This window comes from Pseudomonas sp. SLFW (assembly GCF_009905615.1).
Taxonomy (GTDB): domain Bacteria; phylum Pseudomonadota; class Gammaproteobacteria; order Pseudomonadales; family Pseudomonadaceae; genus Aquipseudomonas; species Aquipseudomonas bambusae.
Window position 1 is genome coordinate 569,827 of sequence record NZ_JAAAKW010000001.1, and the last position, 17,495, is coordinate 587,321.

At 59.5% G+C, this 17,495-nt stretch carries 13 protein-coding genes; 5 read left to right on the forward strand and 8 right to left on the reverse strand.

Annotation, left to right across the window (positions count from 1 at the left end; genetic code table 11):
• Positions 1 to 36: 36 nt before the first annotated feature.
• Both ptsP and nagE read left to right on the forward strand, forming a co-directional pair.
• A complete protein-coding gene (gene ptsP, locus GVN17_RS02395) occupies positions 37 to 2,574 on the forward strand; it encodes a phosphoenolpyruvate--protein phosphotransferase (RefSeq protein WP_166593618.1) in 2,538 nt (845 codons plus the stop codon).
• Between the two features lie 33 nt (positions 2,575 to 2,607).
• Positions 2,608 to 4,293: an N-acetylglucosamine-specific PTS transporter subunit IIBC gene (gene nagE / locus GVN17_RS02400; protein WP_166593619.1), complete on the forward strand. Its 1,686-nt coding sequence runs from the start codon at positions 2,608 to 2,610 to the stop codon at positions 4,291 to 4,293.
• A 59-nt stretch (positions 4,294 to 4,352) separates the two neighbouring features.
• On the opposite strand, the gene GVN17_RS02405 is transcribed toward nagE, so the two are convergent.
• The 6 genes from GVN17_RS02405 to GVN17_RS02430 are packed head-to-tail and all read right to left on the reverse strand — an operon-like array spanning position 4,353 to position 9,323.
• Complete coding sequence (locus GVN17_RS02405; RefSeq protein ID WP_166593620.1) at positions 4,353 to 5,216, reverse strand: alpha/beta fold hydrolase; 864 nt, start codon at positions 5,214 to 5,216, stop codon at positions 4,353 to 4,355.
• Entirely contained in the window at positions 5,203 to 6,111 is a 909-nt protein-coding gene (locus GVN17_RS02410) for a DMT family transporter (protein ID WP_166593621.1), read from the reverse strand. The genes GVN17_RS02405 and GVN17_RS02410 overlap by 14 nt, the downstream gene beginning before the upstream one ends.
• 5 nt (positions 6,112 to 6,116) lie before the next feature.
• A complete protein-coding gene (locus tag GVN17_RS02415; RefSeq protein WP_166593813.1) occupies positions 6,117 to 6,728 on the reverse strand; it encodes a flavodoxin family protein in 612 nt (203 codons plus the stop codon).
• Positions 6,729 to 6,731: 3 nt separating this feature from the next.
• Positions 6,732 to 7,415: an iron-containing redox enzyme family protein gene (locus GVN17_RS02420; RefSeq protein WP_166593622.1), complete on the reverse strand. Its 684-nt coding sequence runs from the start codon at positions 7,413 to 7,415 to the stop codon at positions 6,732 to 6,734.
• Between the two features lies 1 nt (position 7,416).
• Positions 7,417 to 7,962, reverse strand: coding sequence for an acetyltransferase (locus GVN17_RS02425; protein WP_166593623.1), 546 nt, complete (start codon positions 7,960 to 7,962; stop codon positions 7,417 to 7,419).
• An 8-nt stretch (positions 7,963 to 7,970) separates the two neighbouring features.
• Positions 7,971 to 9,323, reverse strand: coding sequence for a phenylacetate--CoA ligase family protein (locus GVN17_RS02430; RefSeq protein WP_166593624.1), 1,353 nt, complete (start codon positions 9,321 to 9,323; stop codon positions 7,971 to 7,973).
• Positions 9,324 to 9,945: 622 nt separating this feature from the next.
• Here GVN17_RS02430 and GVN17_RS02435 point away from each other — a divergent pair.
• From GVN17_RS02435 to GVN17_RS02445, 3 genes are all read left to right on the forward strand, one after another.
• Positions 9,946 to 11,415: an anthranilate synthase component I family protein gene (locus tag GVN17_RS02435; protein ID WP_166593625.1), complete on the forward strand. Its 1,470-nt coding sequence runs from the start codon at positions 9,946 to 9,948 to the stop codon at positions 11,413 to 11,415.
• A complete protein-coding gene (locus tag GVN17_RS02440) occupies positions 11,412 to 11,993 on the forward strand; it encodes an aminodeoxychorismate/anthranilate synthase component II (RefSeq protein ID WP_166593626.1) in 582 nt (193 codons plus the stop codon). Before GVN17_RS02435 ends, GVN17_RS02440 begins: the two co-directional genes overlap by 4 nt.
• A gap of 195 nt (positions 11,994 to 12,188) precedes the next feature.
• Positions 12,189 to 12,989 carry a LuxR family transcriptional regulator gene (locus GVN17_RS02445; protein WP_166593627.1) on the forward strand — a complete coding sequence of 267 codons (801 nt, stop codon included), beginning with the start codon at positions 12,189 to 12,191 and terminating at the stop codon, positions 12,987 to 12,989.
• Between the two features lie 274 nt (positions 12,990 to 13,263).
• Here GVN17_RS02445 and GVN17_RS02450 read toward each other — a convergent pair whose 3' ends face one another.
• Both GVN17_RS02450 and purL read right to left on the reverse strand, forming a co-directional pair.
• Positions 13,264 to 13,575, reverse strand: a complete 312-nt coding sequence (locus GVN17_RS02450; protein ID WP_166593628.1) for a YqfO family protein — start codon at positions 13,573 to 13,575, stop codon at positions 13,264 to 13,266.
• A 6-nt stretch (positions 13,576 to 13,581) separates the two neighbouring features.
• Positions 13,582 to 17,481, reverse strand: a complete 3,900-nt coding sequence (gene purL, locus GVN17_RS02455) for a phosphoribosylformylglycinamidine synthase (RefSeq protein ID WP_166593629.1) — start codon at positions 17,479 to 17,481, stop codon at positions 13,582 to 13,584.
• Positions 17,482 to 17,495: the final 14 nt, after the last annotated feature.

Sequence of the window (17,495 nt, forward strand, 5' to 3'; positions counted from 1 at the left end):
CGCGCCGCCTCGACCGACGCCAGCAAGGACGATGTCATGCATAACAATAAACAAATGACGTTCAGCGCCCCGTTCAGCGGAGCGGTACTGGAACTGAGCCAAGTGCCCGACCCGGTGTTCGCCGAGGGCGCCATGGGTGTCGGCATTGCCATTGACCCACTGGATGCTGTGCTGCACGCGCCGTTCGCGGGCGTGGTCATCAACGTTGCGCGCACCCGCCATGCCGTGAATCTGCGAGCGGACAACGGCAGCGAATGGCTGTTGCACGTGGGCATCGACACCGTCGGGCTGAATGGCGAGGGCTTCGAAGCGCTGGTCAAAGACGGCGAGCGGGTGAAGGAAGGTCAGCCGCTGCTGCGCTTCGATCTGGATAAGGTGGCCCGCGGAAGCCGCAGCCTGGTCAGCCCGTTGATTCTGCTCAACGGTGATCGGTACAGCCTGACGCCCGCCCGGCCTGCTGGCCCGGTGAACGTGGGCGAACCCTTGTTGATCGTCGAAGGCGTGGCCCACGAAACGCAAAAATCCCAGAACCCTGACATTCGGGCCAAACAGGCCCGAGGCATGATCCGCGTTGCCCACAACGGCGGCCTGCACGCTCGCCCTGCTGCCCTGGTACGTCAGACGGCCCGCCAGTTCGCCAGTCACGCCGAGCTGCATTTCGCCGGGGCCAGCGCGTCGACCGACAGCGTCACCGGCCTGATGGGGCTGGGGATTGCCGAGCAGGATGAGGTGGAAGTGGTGTGTCTGGGGCATGACAGCGAAGTCGCGCTTCAGGCGCTGCTAAAGGCACTGTCCACGCCCTCCCCGGACGAAAAGCCTCAGGCGCCCGTGACCCAAGTCGTACCCGTCGGCAATGAAACCGTCGACCTCGAAAACGGCATACTGCGGGGGGTGACAGCGTCCCCCGGTCTGGCCAGCGGCCCGTTGTTCCGGCTCGACACGATTGAGCTGGAAGAAGACGGCGGCGGCCATCGCCCTGAAGAGCAACGCCAGATCCTCAGCGAAGGACTGGCGCAGGTTCGCGCCGACGTCAGCACCTCTCTCGATCATCAACACCACGAACAGAGCGCGATTTTCGCCACGCACTTGGCGATGCTCGAAGACCCGGCCCTGCTCGACGCGGCCTACGACGCCATCGATCAAGGCCAAAGCGCGGCCCACGCCTGGAGCCAGGCTGTGCTGGCCCAATGCGCGATACTGGAAAACCTCGGCAATCCCCTGCTCGCCGAGCGCGCCAACGACCTGCGCGACCTGCGCCAGCGCGTGCTGCTCACACTTCTCGGTGACGCCCGCGATGTGGCCGTGCCCTCAGGCGCCATTGTCATCGCCCGCGAACTGACGCCCTCCGATTTGTTGATGCTGGTGCAACGCGGCGTCGGCGGGATTTGCATGGCGGAAGGCGGCGCCACGTCCCACGTCGCCATCCTCGCCCGCAGCAAAGGCGTGCCGTGTCTGGTCGCACTGGGGTCGGCGCTGCTCGACGTCGCGACCGATAAAGACGTGGCGCTGGATGCCGACAATGGGCGTCTGGAAATCAGACCCGATGCCGCTCGCCTACAGGACATTCAGATCCTTCGTACACAGCGCTTCGAACAACGCCAACGTCAGCAGCAACAGGCGCACCTCCCTGCGCAAACACAGGACGGCGTCGACATCGAGGTCGCCGCCAACGTCGCGTCCCGTGCCGACGCTGAAAACGCACAGCTCAACGGTGCCGATGGCGTGGGCCTGTTGCGCACCGAGTTTCTGTTTGTGGATCGCAGCACTGCGCCCACTGAGGACGAACAGTTGTCGGCCTATCAGTCGGTGCTCGACGCCATGCCCGAGAAACCGGTGATCATCCGTACCATCGACGTCGGCGGCGACAAACAATTGGAATATTTGCCCCTCCCCGTCGAGGCCAACCCGGTGCTCGGCATGCGCGGGATTCGTCTGGGTCAGGCCCGCCCTGGACTGCTCGATCAACAGTTGCGCGCTTTGCTGCGGATCAAACCGTTGGCGCGCTGCCGCATTCTGCTGCCGATGATCAGCGAAGTCGGCGAGCTGCTGGCGGTTCGCGCGCGCATCGACGCACTGGCTTCGGAAGCCGCCATCAGCGAGCGCCCTGAACTGGGGGTGATGATCGAGGTGCCGTCCGCTGCGTTGCTCGCCGGGCAACTGGCCGAGCACGCGGACTTTCTGTCCGTCGGCACCAACGATTTGTCCCAATACACCTTGGCCATGGACCGCGACCATGCAGGGCTGGCCGCTCGCGTGGATGCGCTGCACCCCGCCCTCCTTCGCTTGATCGCCATGACCTGCACAGCCGCTCAAGACAAAGGCCGCTGGGTCGGCGTGTGTGGCGCGCTGGCCTCCGACCCTCTGGCGACAGCGGCGTTGATCGGGCTGGGTGTGCGCGAGTTGTCGGTGAGCCCTCCGCAAGTCCCGGAAATCAAGGCACAGGTTCGCGAGCTGGACGTCCGTCAATGCGAAGCGCTGGCTCAGCACTTGATGAACCTGACCAGCGCCGAAGACGTGCGGGACGCCTGTCGCACGTTTCAGACGCAGGTCCTGAAGCCACAAGCCATCGCCTGAATAACAAGAACGATCACCTCAAGGAGAGACGTCATGTACCAACACTTCATTGAAGGATTGCAGCGACTGGGGCGCGCGTTGATGCTGCCCATCGCGATTCTGCCGATTGCCGGGCTGTTGCTGCGCCTGGGCGATACCGACCTGCTGGACATCGCGATCATTCACTCGGCGGGCAACGCGATTTTCAGTAACCTGGCGCTGATCTTCGCCATCGGCATTGCCGTGGGCTTCGCCCGTGACAACAACGGCACGGCGGGCCTGGCGGGTGCGATTGGCTATCTGGTCATGACCTCGACGCTCAAGGTGCTCGACCCCCACATCGACATGGGCATGCTCGCCGGGATCATCGCCGGCCTGCTGGGCGGCGCGATGTACAACCGCTTCAAAGAGATTCACCTGCCCGAGTATCTGGCGTTTTTTGGCGGACGCCGGTTCGTGCCGATTGTCACAGGGCTGTCGGCGGTGCTGCTGGGCCTGGTGTTCGGCCTGATCTGGCCACCGGTGCAACAGGGCATCAACACCCTCGGCCAGTTGATGCTGGAAAGCGGCAGCATCGGTGCGTTTTTCTTCGGCGTGATGAACCGGATTTTGATCGTCACCGGCCTGCACCACATCCTCAACAACCTGGTGTGGTTCGTGTTCGGCAGCTTCACCGACCCGGAAACCGGGCGCGCCGTGACCGGCGATCTGGCGCGCTATTTCGCAGGCGATCCCCATGCGGGCCAGTTCATGACCGGCATGTTCCCGATGATGATTTTTGGTCTCCCCGCAGCGTGCCTGGCGATGTACCGCAACGCACTGCCGGAAAACCGCAAGCTGATCGGCGGGATTCTGCTGTCGATGGCGCTGACGTCGGCGCTCACCGGCGTGACCGAGCCGATCGAATTTGCCTTCATGTTCCTCGCGCCGATGCTGTACGTGCTACATGCCTTGCTGACCGGTTTGTCGATGGCGCTGGCGAACATGCTCAACATTCACTTGGGCTTCACCTTCTCCGGTGGCGCCATCGACATGGCCCTCGGCTGGGGCAAGTCCACCAACGGCTGGCTGGTCTTTCCGCTGGGGTTGGCGTACGCGTTGATCTATTACGTGGTGTTCGATCAGTGCATCAAGCGCTTCAACCTCAAAACGCCGGGGCGTGAACAGGTCGTCGCCAATACTGCTCAAGTGGCGCAAAGCGACCGGGCCGGTGCGTACATCAACGCATTGGGCGGTGCGGACAATCTGCTTGGGATCGATGCCTGCACCACGCGCCTGCGCCTGCAACTGGTGGATCGCAGCAAAGCGCAGGACAGCGAGTTGAAAGCGCTGGGCGCGATGGCGGTGGTGCGGCCGGGGAATGCGGGGAGTCTGCAAGTGGTGGTCGGGCCGATGGCGGATGGCTTGGCGGACGAACTGCGCAACGCCCTGCCGCATGCAGCCAAGATGCCGGTGGCTGGGGAGTCGGTTGTCGCCGTAGCTCGTCAAACGGTTGATGTCACGCAGGCGGCACAATGGTTCAAAGCGCTGGGCGGCAAAGGGATCGAGGACGTGGAATGCGTGGCGCTCACTCGGCTGCGGGTGCAATTAAAGGAAGGCCAGTCGTTGGCGGCGGGTCAACTGGAAGTGTTGGGCTCGCAAGGGGTTCGAAACCTGGGGAACGGCGTGTGGCATGTGTTGGTGGGGGATGGTGCGCAGGGGTTGAGCGAGGCAGTGCGGGGGATGGTCAACGGAAGATGAAGACGACTCTGCGCTGAGAAGTGACTAATCACCTCGATGCTTTTGCAATGTGACGGCCTTCAGACTCGAACGAATTTCGTGATTACTCCAACGACCTCATCGCCACGCTCCAGGTAAGGTACATGCCCTGTGCCCTCGATAACCTGGCTACAGGCATCGGGTAGCGCTTTCAACAGAGGCCCTAGAGCAGCAATGGAAAAAACCTGATCGTCACTACCCCAGATCACCAAAGTCCTGCATGTGATGCTCGGCAACTGCGCGACCAGCACGTTCAGACCTTCGCGCCGAGTATCGGCAACTACCTTCTGCACGGTCGCGTACCTGGCACGACCGCTAGCGGCTAGTGCACGGGCAACTCGGCCCGCGACTTGTGGTGGGTGTACGAACAACAAGCTCCAGAAGCGTTGCATCTCTTCAACCGTGCGGTAGCCAAAATTACCGTCCCGGCCAGTTAGCAAACCAGCCTGAAATACGGGGCCCAACGCTGCATCGCCCAGCCCTGATGGCGCCAGCAGTATCAGGCGCTGAACCCGTCCAGGTTTTTTGGCGGCATAGAGCCCTGCCACACAACCACCTAAGGAGCTGCCAATCAACACGATGGGGCGTGTCGAAAGCCGATCGAGCAGGGGCTCCAACTCGACCAGCATTGCCTGCGGACCGAGGCCCTGTCGGGCCAGGCAAGAGGACTGGCCATGCCCGGGTAAATCAATAAACAGGCAATGGTGCTTTCGAGCAAGCTTGCACACTTCAGGGCCCCACTGATCTTTGCTAGCACCAAGGCCATGCAACAGGACCAGGGTTGCGCCTTCCTGCCGACGGCTTTCCAAATAGGATAAGCGGCCATGGCGCCGTAGTTTCAGAGCAAAGCGCCAGCGATTGATCGTACGCAGGGATGTCAGCAACAAAAGGTCAAGGGCGTTCATCGATTGCCTTCTGCTCCTTTGTACCTGTGGCCACAAAAACCTTGCGCCCTGGCATGTGCAGTTGGCAAAGCGCGACGCCCAGAAGCGATAATGCAGCCCCTAACAACAGGCGTTGGCCTAAACGTTCGACAAGCAGTACCTGGCTCACAGCGATGGCAAAAACCGGTACCAGCAATAGATAAGGGGCTAGCTGTTGCATGCTGTTGCGTCGCAGCAGCCAGAACCAAAGGCCGAACCCCAACAGACCACCACTGAGTGCGGTGTAGATCATGGCCCACCAAGCCACAGCACTCGCATCGGCCAGCGTGGACCACTGCCATTCTTCCTGGACCAGTGACCAGATCAGTAATTGTGGCCCCGCTACGATTGCTGTCCAGGCGCTGAGCGCCAGTGGGTCTAATGGCCCCATACGCTTGGTCAGTACCGACCCGACGGCAAATGCCAAAGCTGCCAGCGCGATCAGCATCATGCCGGTCAGCGTGGCCTTGGGGGCATCACTTGGGAGCAACACCAATACCCCGCAAAACGCCAAGGCAATGCCGACCACAACATTGAGCTTCAGCGCCTCACCTAGCACTAAGAAGGCCAGAATCAATGTGAATGGCGTGGCCAATTGATAAATAACCGCTGAAGTCGAAGCGTCGACGCGAGCGATGCCGCAGTACAACAGTCCAAAGTGCAGCGTACCCATCACCGTCGCAATCACTGTCATCGGGATGATTTGATCCCTTCGACAACGCCACAGAAACGGAAGAAGAAATAGGGACATGATCGCGTAACGCATAGCGACCGTCAGAATCGACGGCAACTCAGCGCCGGCGACCTTTACTGCAGTGACCTGCGCGCCCCATAGAAAAGCCACCAGCAATGCAAGCATGGAGTCCTTCAATGACATAACGATCACCCCTTAGAGAATTGAATCGGGCGTACAACGCTTGGGGCATTGCCTTGCGAGTGCCAGTTATCGTTTAGCCTGCGGTAGTGCTCGGCAAGCCGGTCAAGGGTTTCGCGTAACGCTTGCTCAGCTTCTGGGTCATGCGCGAGCTGGCTCTGGAAGCAAGGCGGGAAACCTGAACCGATCAAGATCATCTTGTTCAGCAGAATATTGAGTACAACCTGTGAAAACACTGCCGTGTGGCCGTAGCGACGCCCGACCACGGCGATTGCGGCGAGCTTGTCACGTAACGGACGCTGGCGATGCCGCATGAAGCCATAGCCCATTCGCTCAAGAAACGCCTGGAATCGGCTGTTGAGTCCATAGGCATGCATGACCGGCACGTAGAGCAACGCGTCCGCATGGCTCAAACGTGCCACTAATTGCCCGACGTCATCCGGTAGGGCGCAATCCTCCGTGGAACACGCATTGTCTGCATCGCAGTAATCGATGCGGTAATCCTTGAGCCAGATTTCCTCGACTGTAGCCTCCTCACCCAGGTGGCGATGCACAAGCGCCACCACCCGAGCACTGACGCCGCAAGGCCGACTTGACCCTACTATGACGGCCAGCTTCATCACTCAGGAAGCCTCCCTCATGTTCTGCTCGCCCGCCAGATAGGCACGCAACGCCTCCTCCAGCAACTGCCCGGTGAGCCATAAGGTGACGCGAGCGACTTCCCTTACCAACTGACGGTCCTCCTCCGTCTTCACGGCCCGCTCCATGGCTAGGCGAACCTCCTCGGAGTGTTTTTCGTCGATAGTCGAATGCGCGACGAAGAACGTCATCTGTTCATCACTGAGGTTCAGGTCATTGCGGAAGCGGTCGAGTATGGGTTGGATGTGGTCATACACGTCCTCGGCCCAGTAGCTGTAGCCCAAGCGGGCGATCGGGCCCTTTCGAATCGCTACGTCATTAAGGAAAGCAACGAGCGCCTGAGTGGGCGCTAACGGCGCGGGCATCTCTTCAGGCAATAAGCCCACGGACTCCAGATCGCGCAATACCATGCGTTCGTGGCCCAGCTCTTCTAGCGCGTGCTTGTATACGAAGCGTAGTAACGAGGTTTGCTCGGGATCGGCGCTGAATGCACACGCGGCCTGGTTTACCGAGTTGTAGCGGGTGTAGTGGTACACCTGCAGCATCACCTGCTGGTAAAGCGCTGCAGGCGTGGTATTGGTCACGCTGAATTTCCAGTACTCACCCTGTTTGATCCGGGCCCAGCCCGCCTCGACGATAGCGTCGAGTTCATTGAAGAACACTTGCATTTCATTTGCCTCCTTGGACGGTGTGGTAAACATTTTCAAGTTCCAGATATACCCAGCTGTAGCGACGCTCAGCCTGACCTGTGGACCAGGTAATATCATCTGAGAGCACTCGCCCACCGATACCGATATAGAGCGCAGCCAACTGCTCGCGGCAGAGCGCCGAAATGAATCGCAAATGGGTGTTGCCCCTCAGCCAGATCGCCGCGTGGAGCAAAAAGGTGCGCAGGTGACGGCCTCCGCGATAACGCGCGTCCAGTACCAGGCGATTAGCGTCGAAGGCATCGGTCGGAACTGCGAAATGCGCCTGCACATCGACCGCTCGCTCCACGAAACTTAAGCCGTGTCCCAACGGGGTGACCCGCAGCGTGCCGACAACATCGCCGTCGTCCAGATAGACCAAGTGATAGGAAAGAGCATCACGTAGCGCTTCGCGGCGCTCGTAATCGTCTTCTTGGGCAGGGTTCTCCCCCAAATGGAGCGCCCGAAGGTTTTTGACCGCTTCGAACAATTCGCAGGTGGAATCAATTACGCGTACTGAAAGGCCCATGACTGCAATTACCTGCCTTTACGCTGATCTACGATACGGGCCTCTTTCCAACTGAACCAGCTACCCAGATTGACATGCTCAGCCAGGTCATTGACAACCATGACCGTGGCATCTACCCCTAGGCGCTCGCGCAGCCGCTCTTTGATCAGCAGCACCAGGCGCGCCTGGTCGCCCTCAAAGAAGCGTGACATTTCCAGTTTCGCGATGACGGTGTCCCGATCGCTGGCACGGCTGAGGACTATCTGATAGCCCAAGCACTGCTCGACCCCTTCAAGCAATGCCTGCTCGATCTGTGCTGCGGAAAACGCGCGGTCGTTCAGTTGCACGGCATCTTTGACGCGGCCCACCACCTTGATCACGTGACGCGTGGGCTGCGGATAGCCCTGGCGCGATTGAATCGATACCAGATCGCCAGTGCGGTAGCGAATGAGCGGCTTGGTACCCGGTATCAACATCGTCACGCACAGCTCACCCTCGCCGGTTGCACCCAGACTGTGACCGGTCACTGGATCCAGCACCTCGATGAGGTAATTGAGGCGATGAGGCATCAACTGGTCATTGGCATTACAAGCAGCAATAATCATCGCCTCCTGCGACCCATACAGGCTGTCGTAGGCTTGCACTCCCCACAGACTGAACAGGTTGTTCTTCAGCGCTGGCGTACACAGCTCGCCACTCATCATGAAAGCCCGCAAGCTGAAATCTTTACGGGGATTGAAGCCTTGTCGCTCAGCCTCTTTGGCCATAGCAAGCAAGAGGCCAGGCGCCGACGCGAGCACTCCGATGTTCAGATCTTTCAGCAGTTGCAGCGCTTTGGGCCAGCCTATGACTGGGGAATGCGGCCATAGCTTGGCGTTGCATAAGTCGAGCTGGGTACAGACATCACCCAAGGTATCCCCAAAGGAGTGGACTTCGGTCGGCCCCATGATACCAATCACAGTCTTCTGACCCGGGAAGTGCTTTTCGACCACCGCTTGATAGGCCATGGCCAATTGGCGGTTGCTGGCGTAGCTCTCCTTACGATCCCGAGGGCATGGTGTTGCCGGGCCCGTCGTGCCGGTGGTTTCGTAGTAGAAAATCGCTTCTTCCAACGGGCCGGACAGCATGTCGAAGCCCGCTTCGCGCAAATCATCCTTTGTGGTGAAAGGCAAGGCTGTCAAATCGGCCAAAGTCAGGCTACTGGCATCAATGTGAGCCAGACGACGAGCGTAGAAGGGCGAATGGCACTTGACGTGGCTGACCACCTTCCGCAACTGCTGCTGGTGCCAATCGGCAAGGGCCTGGTCGTTGAGGGCGCCCGTCCAGTAGGCAAGGTGGATCGGGTCATATCGTTTCTTGAATGTGTCCAACTGTTCATTCATGCCAGGCGCTCCGGTTGTGGGGACTGCAACTGGCCGACACATTAAAGTTCGAACTTTCTGTTACACAGCTTTGGTATTCCACAGTTGCGCGCGAGTTCAAATCTTGTTATGCCACGACGCGACGCATCACAACAAAATCTTTCATTACGTTTATCGGTGGCTCCATTGATGACTGACGTAATTGCGGTTGACACTCTATAGACACGCTGATACTTTCAGCCCCTGTGGTCTTCCACCGCAAGGATTAGCCAAGACTAGGAAGTCTAGATATGTATTATCACCTTTCTGCTATACGCTCATTGCACAACTGCCCTTCTCGATGCTCTCGCGCCGTCCTGGCCATCTTCAAAAGTAATATCTGGCGCCGCTAACACTCAAAAGAAAAGGTGTGGCTGTCCAATAGATGCTCTTCACCTTTTTCCAAATCGGGCGCCTCTGCTTTAAGCATTGCTGCCGCTTGTCTGCATGCCAACTACGGCTGCAACATGCTTGGTACCGACAGTATTCGACCGACATTTAAAATCATCAGCACCGGTGCAAACTAACGCGCCTTTGCGCTTGATATTTATTTAGTGCCTTCTATCGCCTATCGCATCAACCTATATTGAAAATGGAATTATCGATGGACAGTAATATTCTCAGGGTAGATGTTATTCGACACGAAGAGCGTCAAACAATCGATGCACTCAGTGTTTATACACATGCACTTGCGCAATTGGATCGTCATTCGGTATTCATCCTTGAGTCACTCTCAGGGCCCAGCCGAGACCGACGGGCGACGATCATTGGCATGGAACCACTTTTTGAAGTGTGCATTGATGAAAGACATGCCCGTTTGCGCGGTCGGCCTGAACTCTGTCAACACCTCTACAGCTGCCTGCGCCAGCGAGGGATGAAGATCGGGCCCGAGCAGCAGATCGAATTGCCCGACAGCGAAGCCGCCTGGAACCTGCTCCGATACATCCAGAACCTGTTCCAGGTGGCTCCTGACAAGCCGCAAAGCCTTGCGTACTTCGGTTATTTCTCATACGACAGCGTGCGATTGATCGAACGCCTGCCCGATTTGGCGGAGCAGACCCACGACTACCCTCTGATTGCTTTGTCGGTTTACCAGACACTGCTCTACCTCCACAGCAATGGCACGGTCGAAACACTGATCAATAACCACGCCTTGTGGGAGACGCGCGGGCTGGAAGACTACCCGTTCCTGCGAGCCCCAAATCCGGTGAGCCTGCATGAACAGCCTCATTATCCGCAGGTCTTCGAAGAAACCCGCACAGTCACTCCCGCACAGTTCGCGCAGCGGGTAGAAGTGGCAATGGAGCATATACGAGCTGGAGACGTGTACCAGATCCAACTCGGTCATGAGATCCGTATTCATTCCGAGGTCACGCCGCTCGACGTTTACAAGAGCTTGCGCATGCGTAATCCGTCCCCCTACATGTACCTGGCACACGTCGGCGGAATCGACCTAATCGGTGCGAGCCCCGAACTGTTCGTCAGGATCAAGGACAATTTGATCGAAATGCGCCCGATCGCCGGGACAGTAGGTAAACGGCCCGGCGTCGATTCCACCGAGCTGATGTTGGAGCTGACGCGTTCGGAGAAGGAACGTGCGGAGCACCTCATGCTCATCGACCTGTGTCGCAATGACATAGGACGGGTCTGTCAGCCGGGATCTCTGGAGGTCGATGAGTTCATGCTGGTGGAGGAGTATTCGCACCTTTACCACATGGTTTCGAACGTTCGGGGGCTACTGCGCCCAGGCCTGGATGCCTACGACGTGATCAAGGCCTCATTCCCCGCCGGGACGATGTCGGGTGCGCCCAAGGTCAGAGCGATGGAGCTGATTGAGGCCATGGAAAGTAACCGACGGGGCATCTATGCAGGCGCCCTTGGGCTGATCGGATTCGATGGTAGCGTTAATACCGCTTTGTGCATTCGATCGACCGTGTATGACCAAGGCGTCTACTCCCTGCGTGCGTCTGCTGGCGTGGTGGCCGACTCGACACCCGAAATGGAGTGGAGAGAAACACTTTACAAGATCGGATCCGTTTACCGAGCGGTGACTGGAAAGGAGATTGCGCTGTGAAAGTATTTTTGATCGATGCTTACGACAGCTTCGTCTTCATCATCAGCCAATACCTTGAGCAACTTGGGCTGGAAACGCGTGTCGAGCGTCATGACCAGCCTGACCTCATTCAGCGGATCGAGGCGTTCGCACCAGACTTTTGCGTACTCGGCCCGGGACCTGGCCATCCGTCGGAGGTCGGCTACATAGAACTCATTCGGCATTTCGAGCGCCGCCTGCCGCTGCTAGGCGTTTGTCTCGGCCATCAAGCCGTGGGGCTAGCATTCGGGGCTCAGGTCTGCCGCGCTCCTCACGTCATGCATGGCAAGGTGAGCCAGATAGAAAACGATGGCAAGGGGGTCTATGCCCACACAGAGGGTCGATCTTTCAACGCGACTCGCTATCACTCCCTCATGCTTACAGACGCATGTTTGCCGGACTGCCTGGAGGTGACCTCCAGGTCAACCGACGATGGCTACATCATGGGCGTTCGGCATCGCACGTTGCCCATTGAGGGGGTTCAGTACCACCCCGAAAGTATCCTCACGGAAAACGGCCTGGACCTGTTCCGCAGCTTCATCAAGCATTACCTCAACTGACCTTTATGGCGGCGGGATGAGCCTCACCTGTGAAGCTTTGCCCCGCACCAGCGGACGCTCGTATTCCAGGGTTTGTGCATTGGCTAACACGGATGTGCCAAATCAGCGCCTCACACCAGTGCGGGCACACCTTGGAACAGGTGCAGACAATGTAGGTGCCACGTCAATTGCAGTATCAACGAGAGCGAGATGTTTATGGATAACTACAACGCGTCGGCCTCTGCGGACAAGCAAGCCGAGCATGCTGCAACATTCAACACTTTCAGGGGTCTTGCCAAAGACATCCACCGGTGCGACTGGGAGCGTTTGCTGAAAAAAACTTTTCGTGAACTAGGCTTCGCCAGGTTTCTGGTAAGTCTCGGTCCAGCCAGAGCATGCGACAACGATCCTCTGAACGACGTCCTCACAACGTTCCCTAAGCAGTGGCTGGAGCATTACCGCAGTAATAGGCTCATCGAAATTGACCCCATCCTTAAACACTGCCATCAGGAACTTGTACCGTATTTCTGGTCAACCGAACGCCGTCGGGCACGCGGCCGGTCGCGCCAATTCTGGGAGCTGCGCGAACAACATGGACTACGAAATGGCCTGAGCATCCCCCTGCGCTATGAATTGTTCAGAGGCACCCTTAGCGTGGCCTTTGACGACGTTCAGGCTGCAGAGCAAACGGTTTTCCCCCATCCTGCAGTAAGCCAGCTGTTCATGCTCGTACCCTACTTACTGGACGGCATGGGTCATCAATTTCAAAACTCGATGCCGGAGCGACAAGGCCTGACACCCAGAGAAATGGAGTGCCTGTATTGGGCAAGTGCTGGCAAGACGAGTTGGGAGATCAGTCACATCCTCACACGCTCTGAACGCACCATCGACTTCCACCTGCTCAATGCTCGTCGCAAACTCGGCTCGGTCAGCCGGCAGCAGGCAGTGGGTGCTGCCGCCGCTTACGGGCTGATTGCTCCCGCAGGCGGCAGGCCCTGTTACAGCCGGCAAAGGTGAAACTTTCCCTTCGGAACCGGGCAACAGCTAGCGCCTTAGAAAAGGTGCTGAAACGAGTGTCAGTAAAAACAACGTGGTCGGTGAGCGTTCATAAGAGCGTTCTCTTATGTCCGCAAAACCACAGCAACTGAACGTTGGGAGATGGAGCGCAGGGGCTGAGCGATGCGATGCGATGCGATGCCGGGGATGGTCAAACCGACCTGACAGGCGACACAACCTCCTGTGGGAAACACCCATACAGGTTTTGCGGTGTGCCAGAGGCACTCAATCTGCTTTAAAAACTCTCAAGCTTCCACACGTCATAGGCCGGGGTTTCGTAGGGGTGGCTGCTTTTGAGGGCAGCCACGGCCTGCTGAATCAACTCATCAGCGACGACAAGCTCGACCTTCCACTCTTCCACCCGCTCGATCTCGCCGGTTTGCCCAATGAACGGCTGACTGCCGTGCAGCGGGCGAAACTGGCCAAGGCCGAGCACCTGCCATGAGCAGCTGTCATACGCGCCGATCCGTCCCGCACCGGCGGCGAACAATGCACTCTTGACCGCTTCCACATGGCTCGGCGGTACGAAGAAGGCGAGCTTGTACATCCCTTATCAATTCACCCAGACGCGAGCGTTGCGGAACATACGCATCCACGCACCGTCTTCGGTCCACTCATCCGGACGCCACGAGTTGGTCACGGCGCGGAACACACGCTCCGGGTGCGGCATCATGATGGTGACGCGACCGTCGCGGGTGGTCAGGCCGGTGATCCCGCGCGGCGAGCCGTTCGGGTTGGCCGGGTAGGTTTCGGTGACTTTGCCGTGGTTGTCGACGAAGCGCATTGCCACGGTGCCGGAGACGTCGGTTTCGAGCAGCGCGTCAGCCGATTTGAATTCCGCATGGCCTTCGCCGTGGGCGATGGCAATTGGCATGCGCGAACCGGCCATGCCTTGCAGGAAGATCGACGCTGATTTCTGAACTTCGACCATCGCCACACGCCCTTCGAACTGCTCGGAGCGGTTGCGCACGAAGTGCGGCCAGAACTCGCTGCCCGGAATCAGTTCGCTCAGGTTGGACATCATCTGGCAGCCGTTGCAGACGCCCAGCGCGAAGCTGTCGTTACGTTCGAAGAAGCCCTGGAACGCGTCACGTGCACGGCTGTTGAACAGCGCGGACTTGGCCCAGCCTTCACCGGCGCCGAGAACGTCACCGTAAGAGAAGCCGCCGCACGCTACCAGACCTTTGAACTCGTTCAGGTCAACGCGGCCCGCGAGAATGTCGCTCATGTGCACGTCAACCGACGCGAAACCGGCGCGGTCAAACGCGGCGGCCATTTCGACCTGACCGTTCACGCCCTGCTCACGCAGGACCGCCACTTGTGGGCGCACGCCTTTCTTGATGTAAGGCGCAGCGATGTCGTCGTTGACGTCGTAGCCCAGCTTGACGCTCAGGCCCGGGTTGTCTTCTTCCAGCAGCGCGTCGAATTCCTGATCGGCGCAGTCGGCATTGTCGCGCAGACGCTGGATCTGGTAGCTAGTTTCGCTCCACTGACGTTGCAGCAGACGGCGGTCGCCCTTGAACAGCTCTTCGCCGTTGAGGCTGATGGCCACTTCGCTGTTGTTGACCGGCTTGCCGATCACCGCGACGCAGTCTTCGCCCAGGGCTGCAGCGCTGAACTGCGCCAGCACGACCGGGGTCGCGTCCTGACGCACCTGAATGACCGCACCCAGCTCTTCGTTGAAGAGGATGGCCGCGATTTTTTCACGCTTGCTGGTGAGGGTGTCGAGTTCCAGGTTCAGACCGCAGTGACCCGCGAACGCCATTTCCAGTGCGGTGGTCATCAGGCCACCGTCCGAGCGGTCGTGGTAGGCCAGCAGGTGGCCGTCGGCGTTGAGGCCCTGAATCACGGCGAAGAACGCCTTCAGGTCTTCCGCGTCATCGACGTCCGGTGCGGCGCTGCCCAGCTTGCCGTGGGTCTGCGCGAGAATCGACGCACCCATGCGGTTCTGGCCACGGCCCAGGTCGATCAGGATCAGGTCCGTTTCGCCCTTGTCCATGCGCAGTTGCGGGGTCAAGGTCTTGCGAATATCGGTGACCGGCGCGAAACCGGTGACGATCAGCGACAGCGGTGAAGTGACGGTTTTTTCCGTGCCTTCGTCGCTCCAGCGGGTCTTCATGGACATCGAGTCCTTGCCCACTGGAATGGTGATGCCCAGCTCAGGGCACAGCTCCATGCCGACCGCTTTTACGGTGTCGTACAAACGGGCGTCTTCACCGGGGTGACCGGCTGCGGACATCCAGTTGGCCGACAGTTTGATGTCGGAAATCTTCGCGATGCTGGAAGCCGCGATATTGGTCAGGGTTTCGCCAATCGCCATGCGACCGGACGCCGGAGCGTCCAGCAGTGCCAGCGGCGTGCGCTCGCCCATCGCCATCGATTCGCCGGTGTAGACGTCGAAGCTGGTGGCGGTCACGGCCACGTCAGCCACGGGCACCTGCCACGGGCCGACCATCTGGTCGCGGTTGACCATGCCGGTGATGCTGCGGTCGCCGATGGTGATCAGGAAGTTCTTGCTCGCCACGGCCGGGTGATGCAGCACGCGCTGCACGCTTTCTTCGAGATCAAGGGTGCTCGGGTCGAAATCGTCGCCCAGCTCTTCTTCGCGACTGGCCGAACGGTGCATGCGCGGGGCCTTGCCCAGCAGCACTTCCAGCGGCATGTCCACCGGGCTGTTGCCGAAGTGGCTGTCGGTGACGGTCAGTTGTGGCTCTTCGGTGGCTTCACCGACGACCGCAAACGGGCAACGCTCACGTTCACAGATCGCTTTGAAACGTTCGAAATCCGGTGCGCTGACGGCCAGGACGTAACGCTCCTGGGACTCGTTGCTCCAGATTTCCAGCGGGGCCATGCCCGGCTCGTCGTTCGGCACGTTGCGCAGTTCGAAACGACCGCCACGGCCGCCGTCGTTGACCAGCTCAGGGAAGGCGTTGGACAGACCGCCCGCGCCGACGTCGTGGATGAAGGCGATCGGGTTGTGGTCGCCCAGCTGCCAGCAACGGTCGATGACTTCTTGGCAACGACGCTCCATTTCAGGGTTTTCACGCTGAACCGAGGCAAAGTCCAGGTCCGCCGAGCTAGTGCCGGTGGCCATGGAGGACGCAGCACCGCCGCCCAGACCGATCAGCATGGCCGGGCCACCCAGCACGATCAGCTTGGCGCCGACGGTGATTTCTCCTTTCTGCACGTGGTCTTCACGGATGTTACCCATGCCACCCGCCAACATGATCGGCTTGTGGTAGCCGCGGACTTCTTCGCCGTGCGGGGTATTGATGGACTGCTCGAAGGTACGGAAGTACCCGGTCAGGGCCGGACGACCGAATTCGTTGTTGAACGCCGCGCCGCCCAGCGGGCCTTCGATCATGATGTCCAGTGGAGTGACGATGCGCTCAGGCTTGCCGTACGGCTTTTCCCACGGCTGCTCGAAACCCGGAATGTTCAGGTTGGACACGGTGAAACCGGTCAGGCCCGCCTTAGGCTTCGCGCCACGGCCGGTGGCGCCTTCGTCACGAATCTCGCCGCCGGAGCCGGTGGACGCGCCCGGGAACGGGGCAATCGCGGTCGGGTGGTTGTGGGTCTCGACCTTCATCAGAATGTGCACCGGCTCCTGCACCGCGCCGTACTGGCGGGTTTCAGGGTTCGGGAAGAAGCGGCCGGCCACCGAGCCGACGATCACCGAGGCGTTGTCCTTATAAGCGGACAGCACGCCTTCGTTGTGCATCTGGTAGGTGTTCTTGATCATGCCGAACAGGCTTTTTTCCTGGCTCTGGCCGTCGATGTCCCAACTGGCGTTGAAGATCTTGTGGCGGCAGTGCTCGGAGTTCGCCTGGGCGAACATCATCAGTTCGATGTCGTGCGGATTGCGCTTGAGGCCGACGAACGCGTTGACCAGATAATCGATTTCGTCTTCCGCCAGGGCCAGGCCCAGCTCGACGTTGGCCTTTTCCAGCGCGGCGCGACCGCCACCCAAGACGTCAACGGCGGTCAGCGGCTTCGGCTCGGCGTGGCTGAACAGCCCGGCGGCCTCTTCCAGCCCCCCCAACACCAACTGGGTCATACGGTCGTGAAGCGCGTCGGCGATGAGCTGTGCATCGGCGTCGCTGAACTGGCCTTCTACATAAAAGGCAGTACCGCGCTCGATGCGCTGAATCTTGGTCAGGCTGCAATTGCGGGCGATGTCGGTGGCCTTGCTCGACCACGGCGAAATGGTGCCGAAACGCGGCAACACCAGAAACAGGCGACCGCGAGGCTCTTGAACCGGCACGCTCGGGCCGTATTTCAACAGTCGCGCGAGGACGTGTTGCTCTTCCTCGGTCAGAACGCCGGCAACCTCAGCGAAGTGGGCGAATTCAGCGTACAGGCCACTGACAGCCGGAACTTTATCGTTCAGCTGCTCAAGTAATTTCTTGTGGCGGAAGGCGGAAAGGGCGGGAGCACCACGCAGGATCAACATCGTCGGGACAGCCT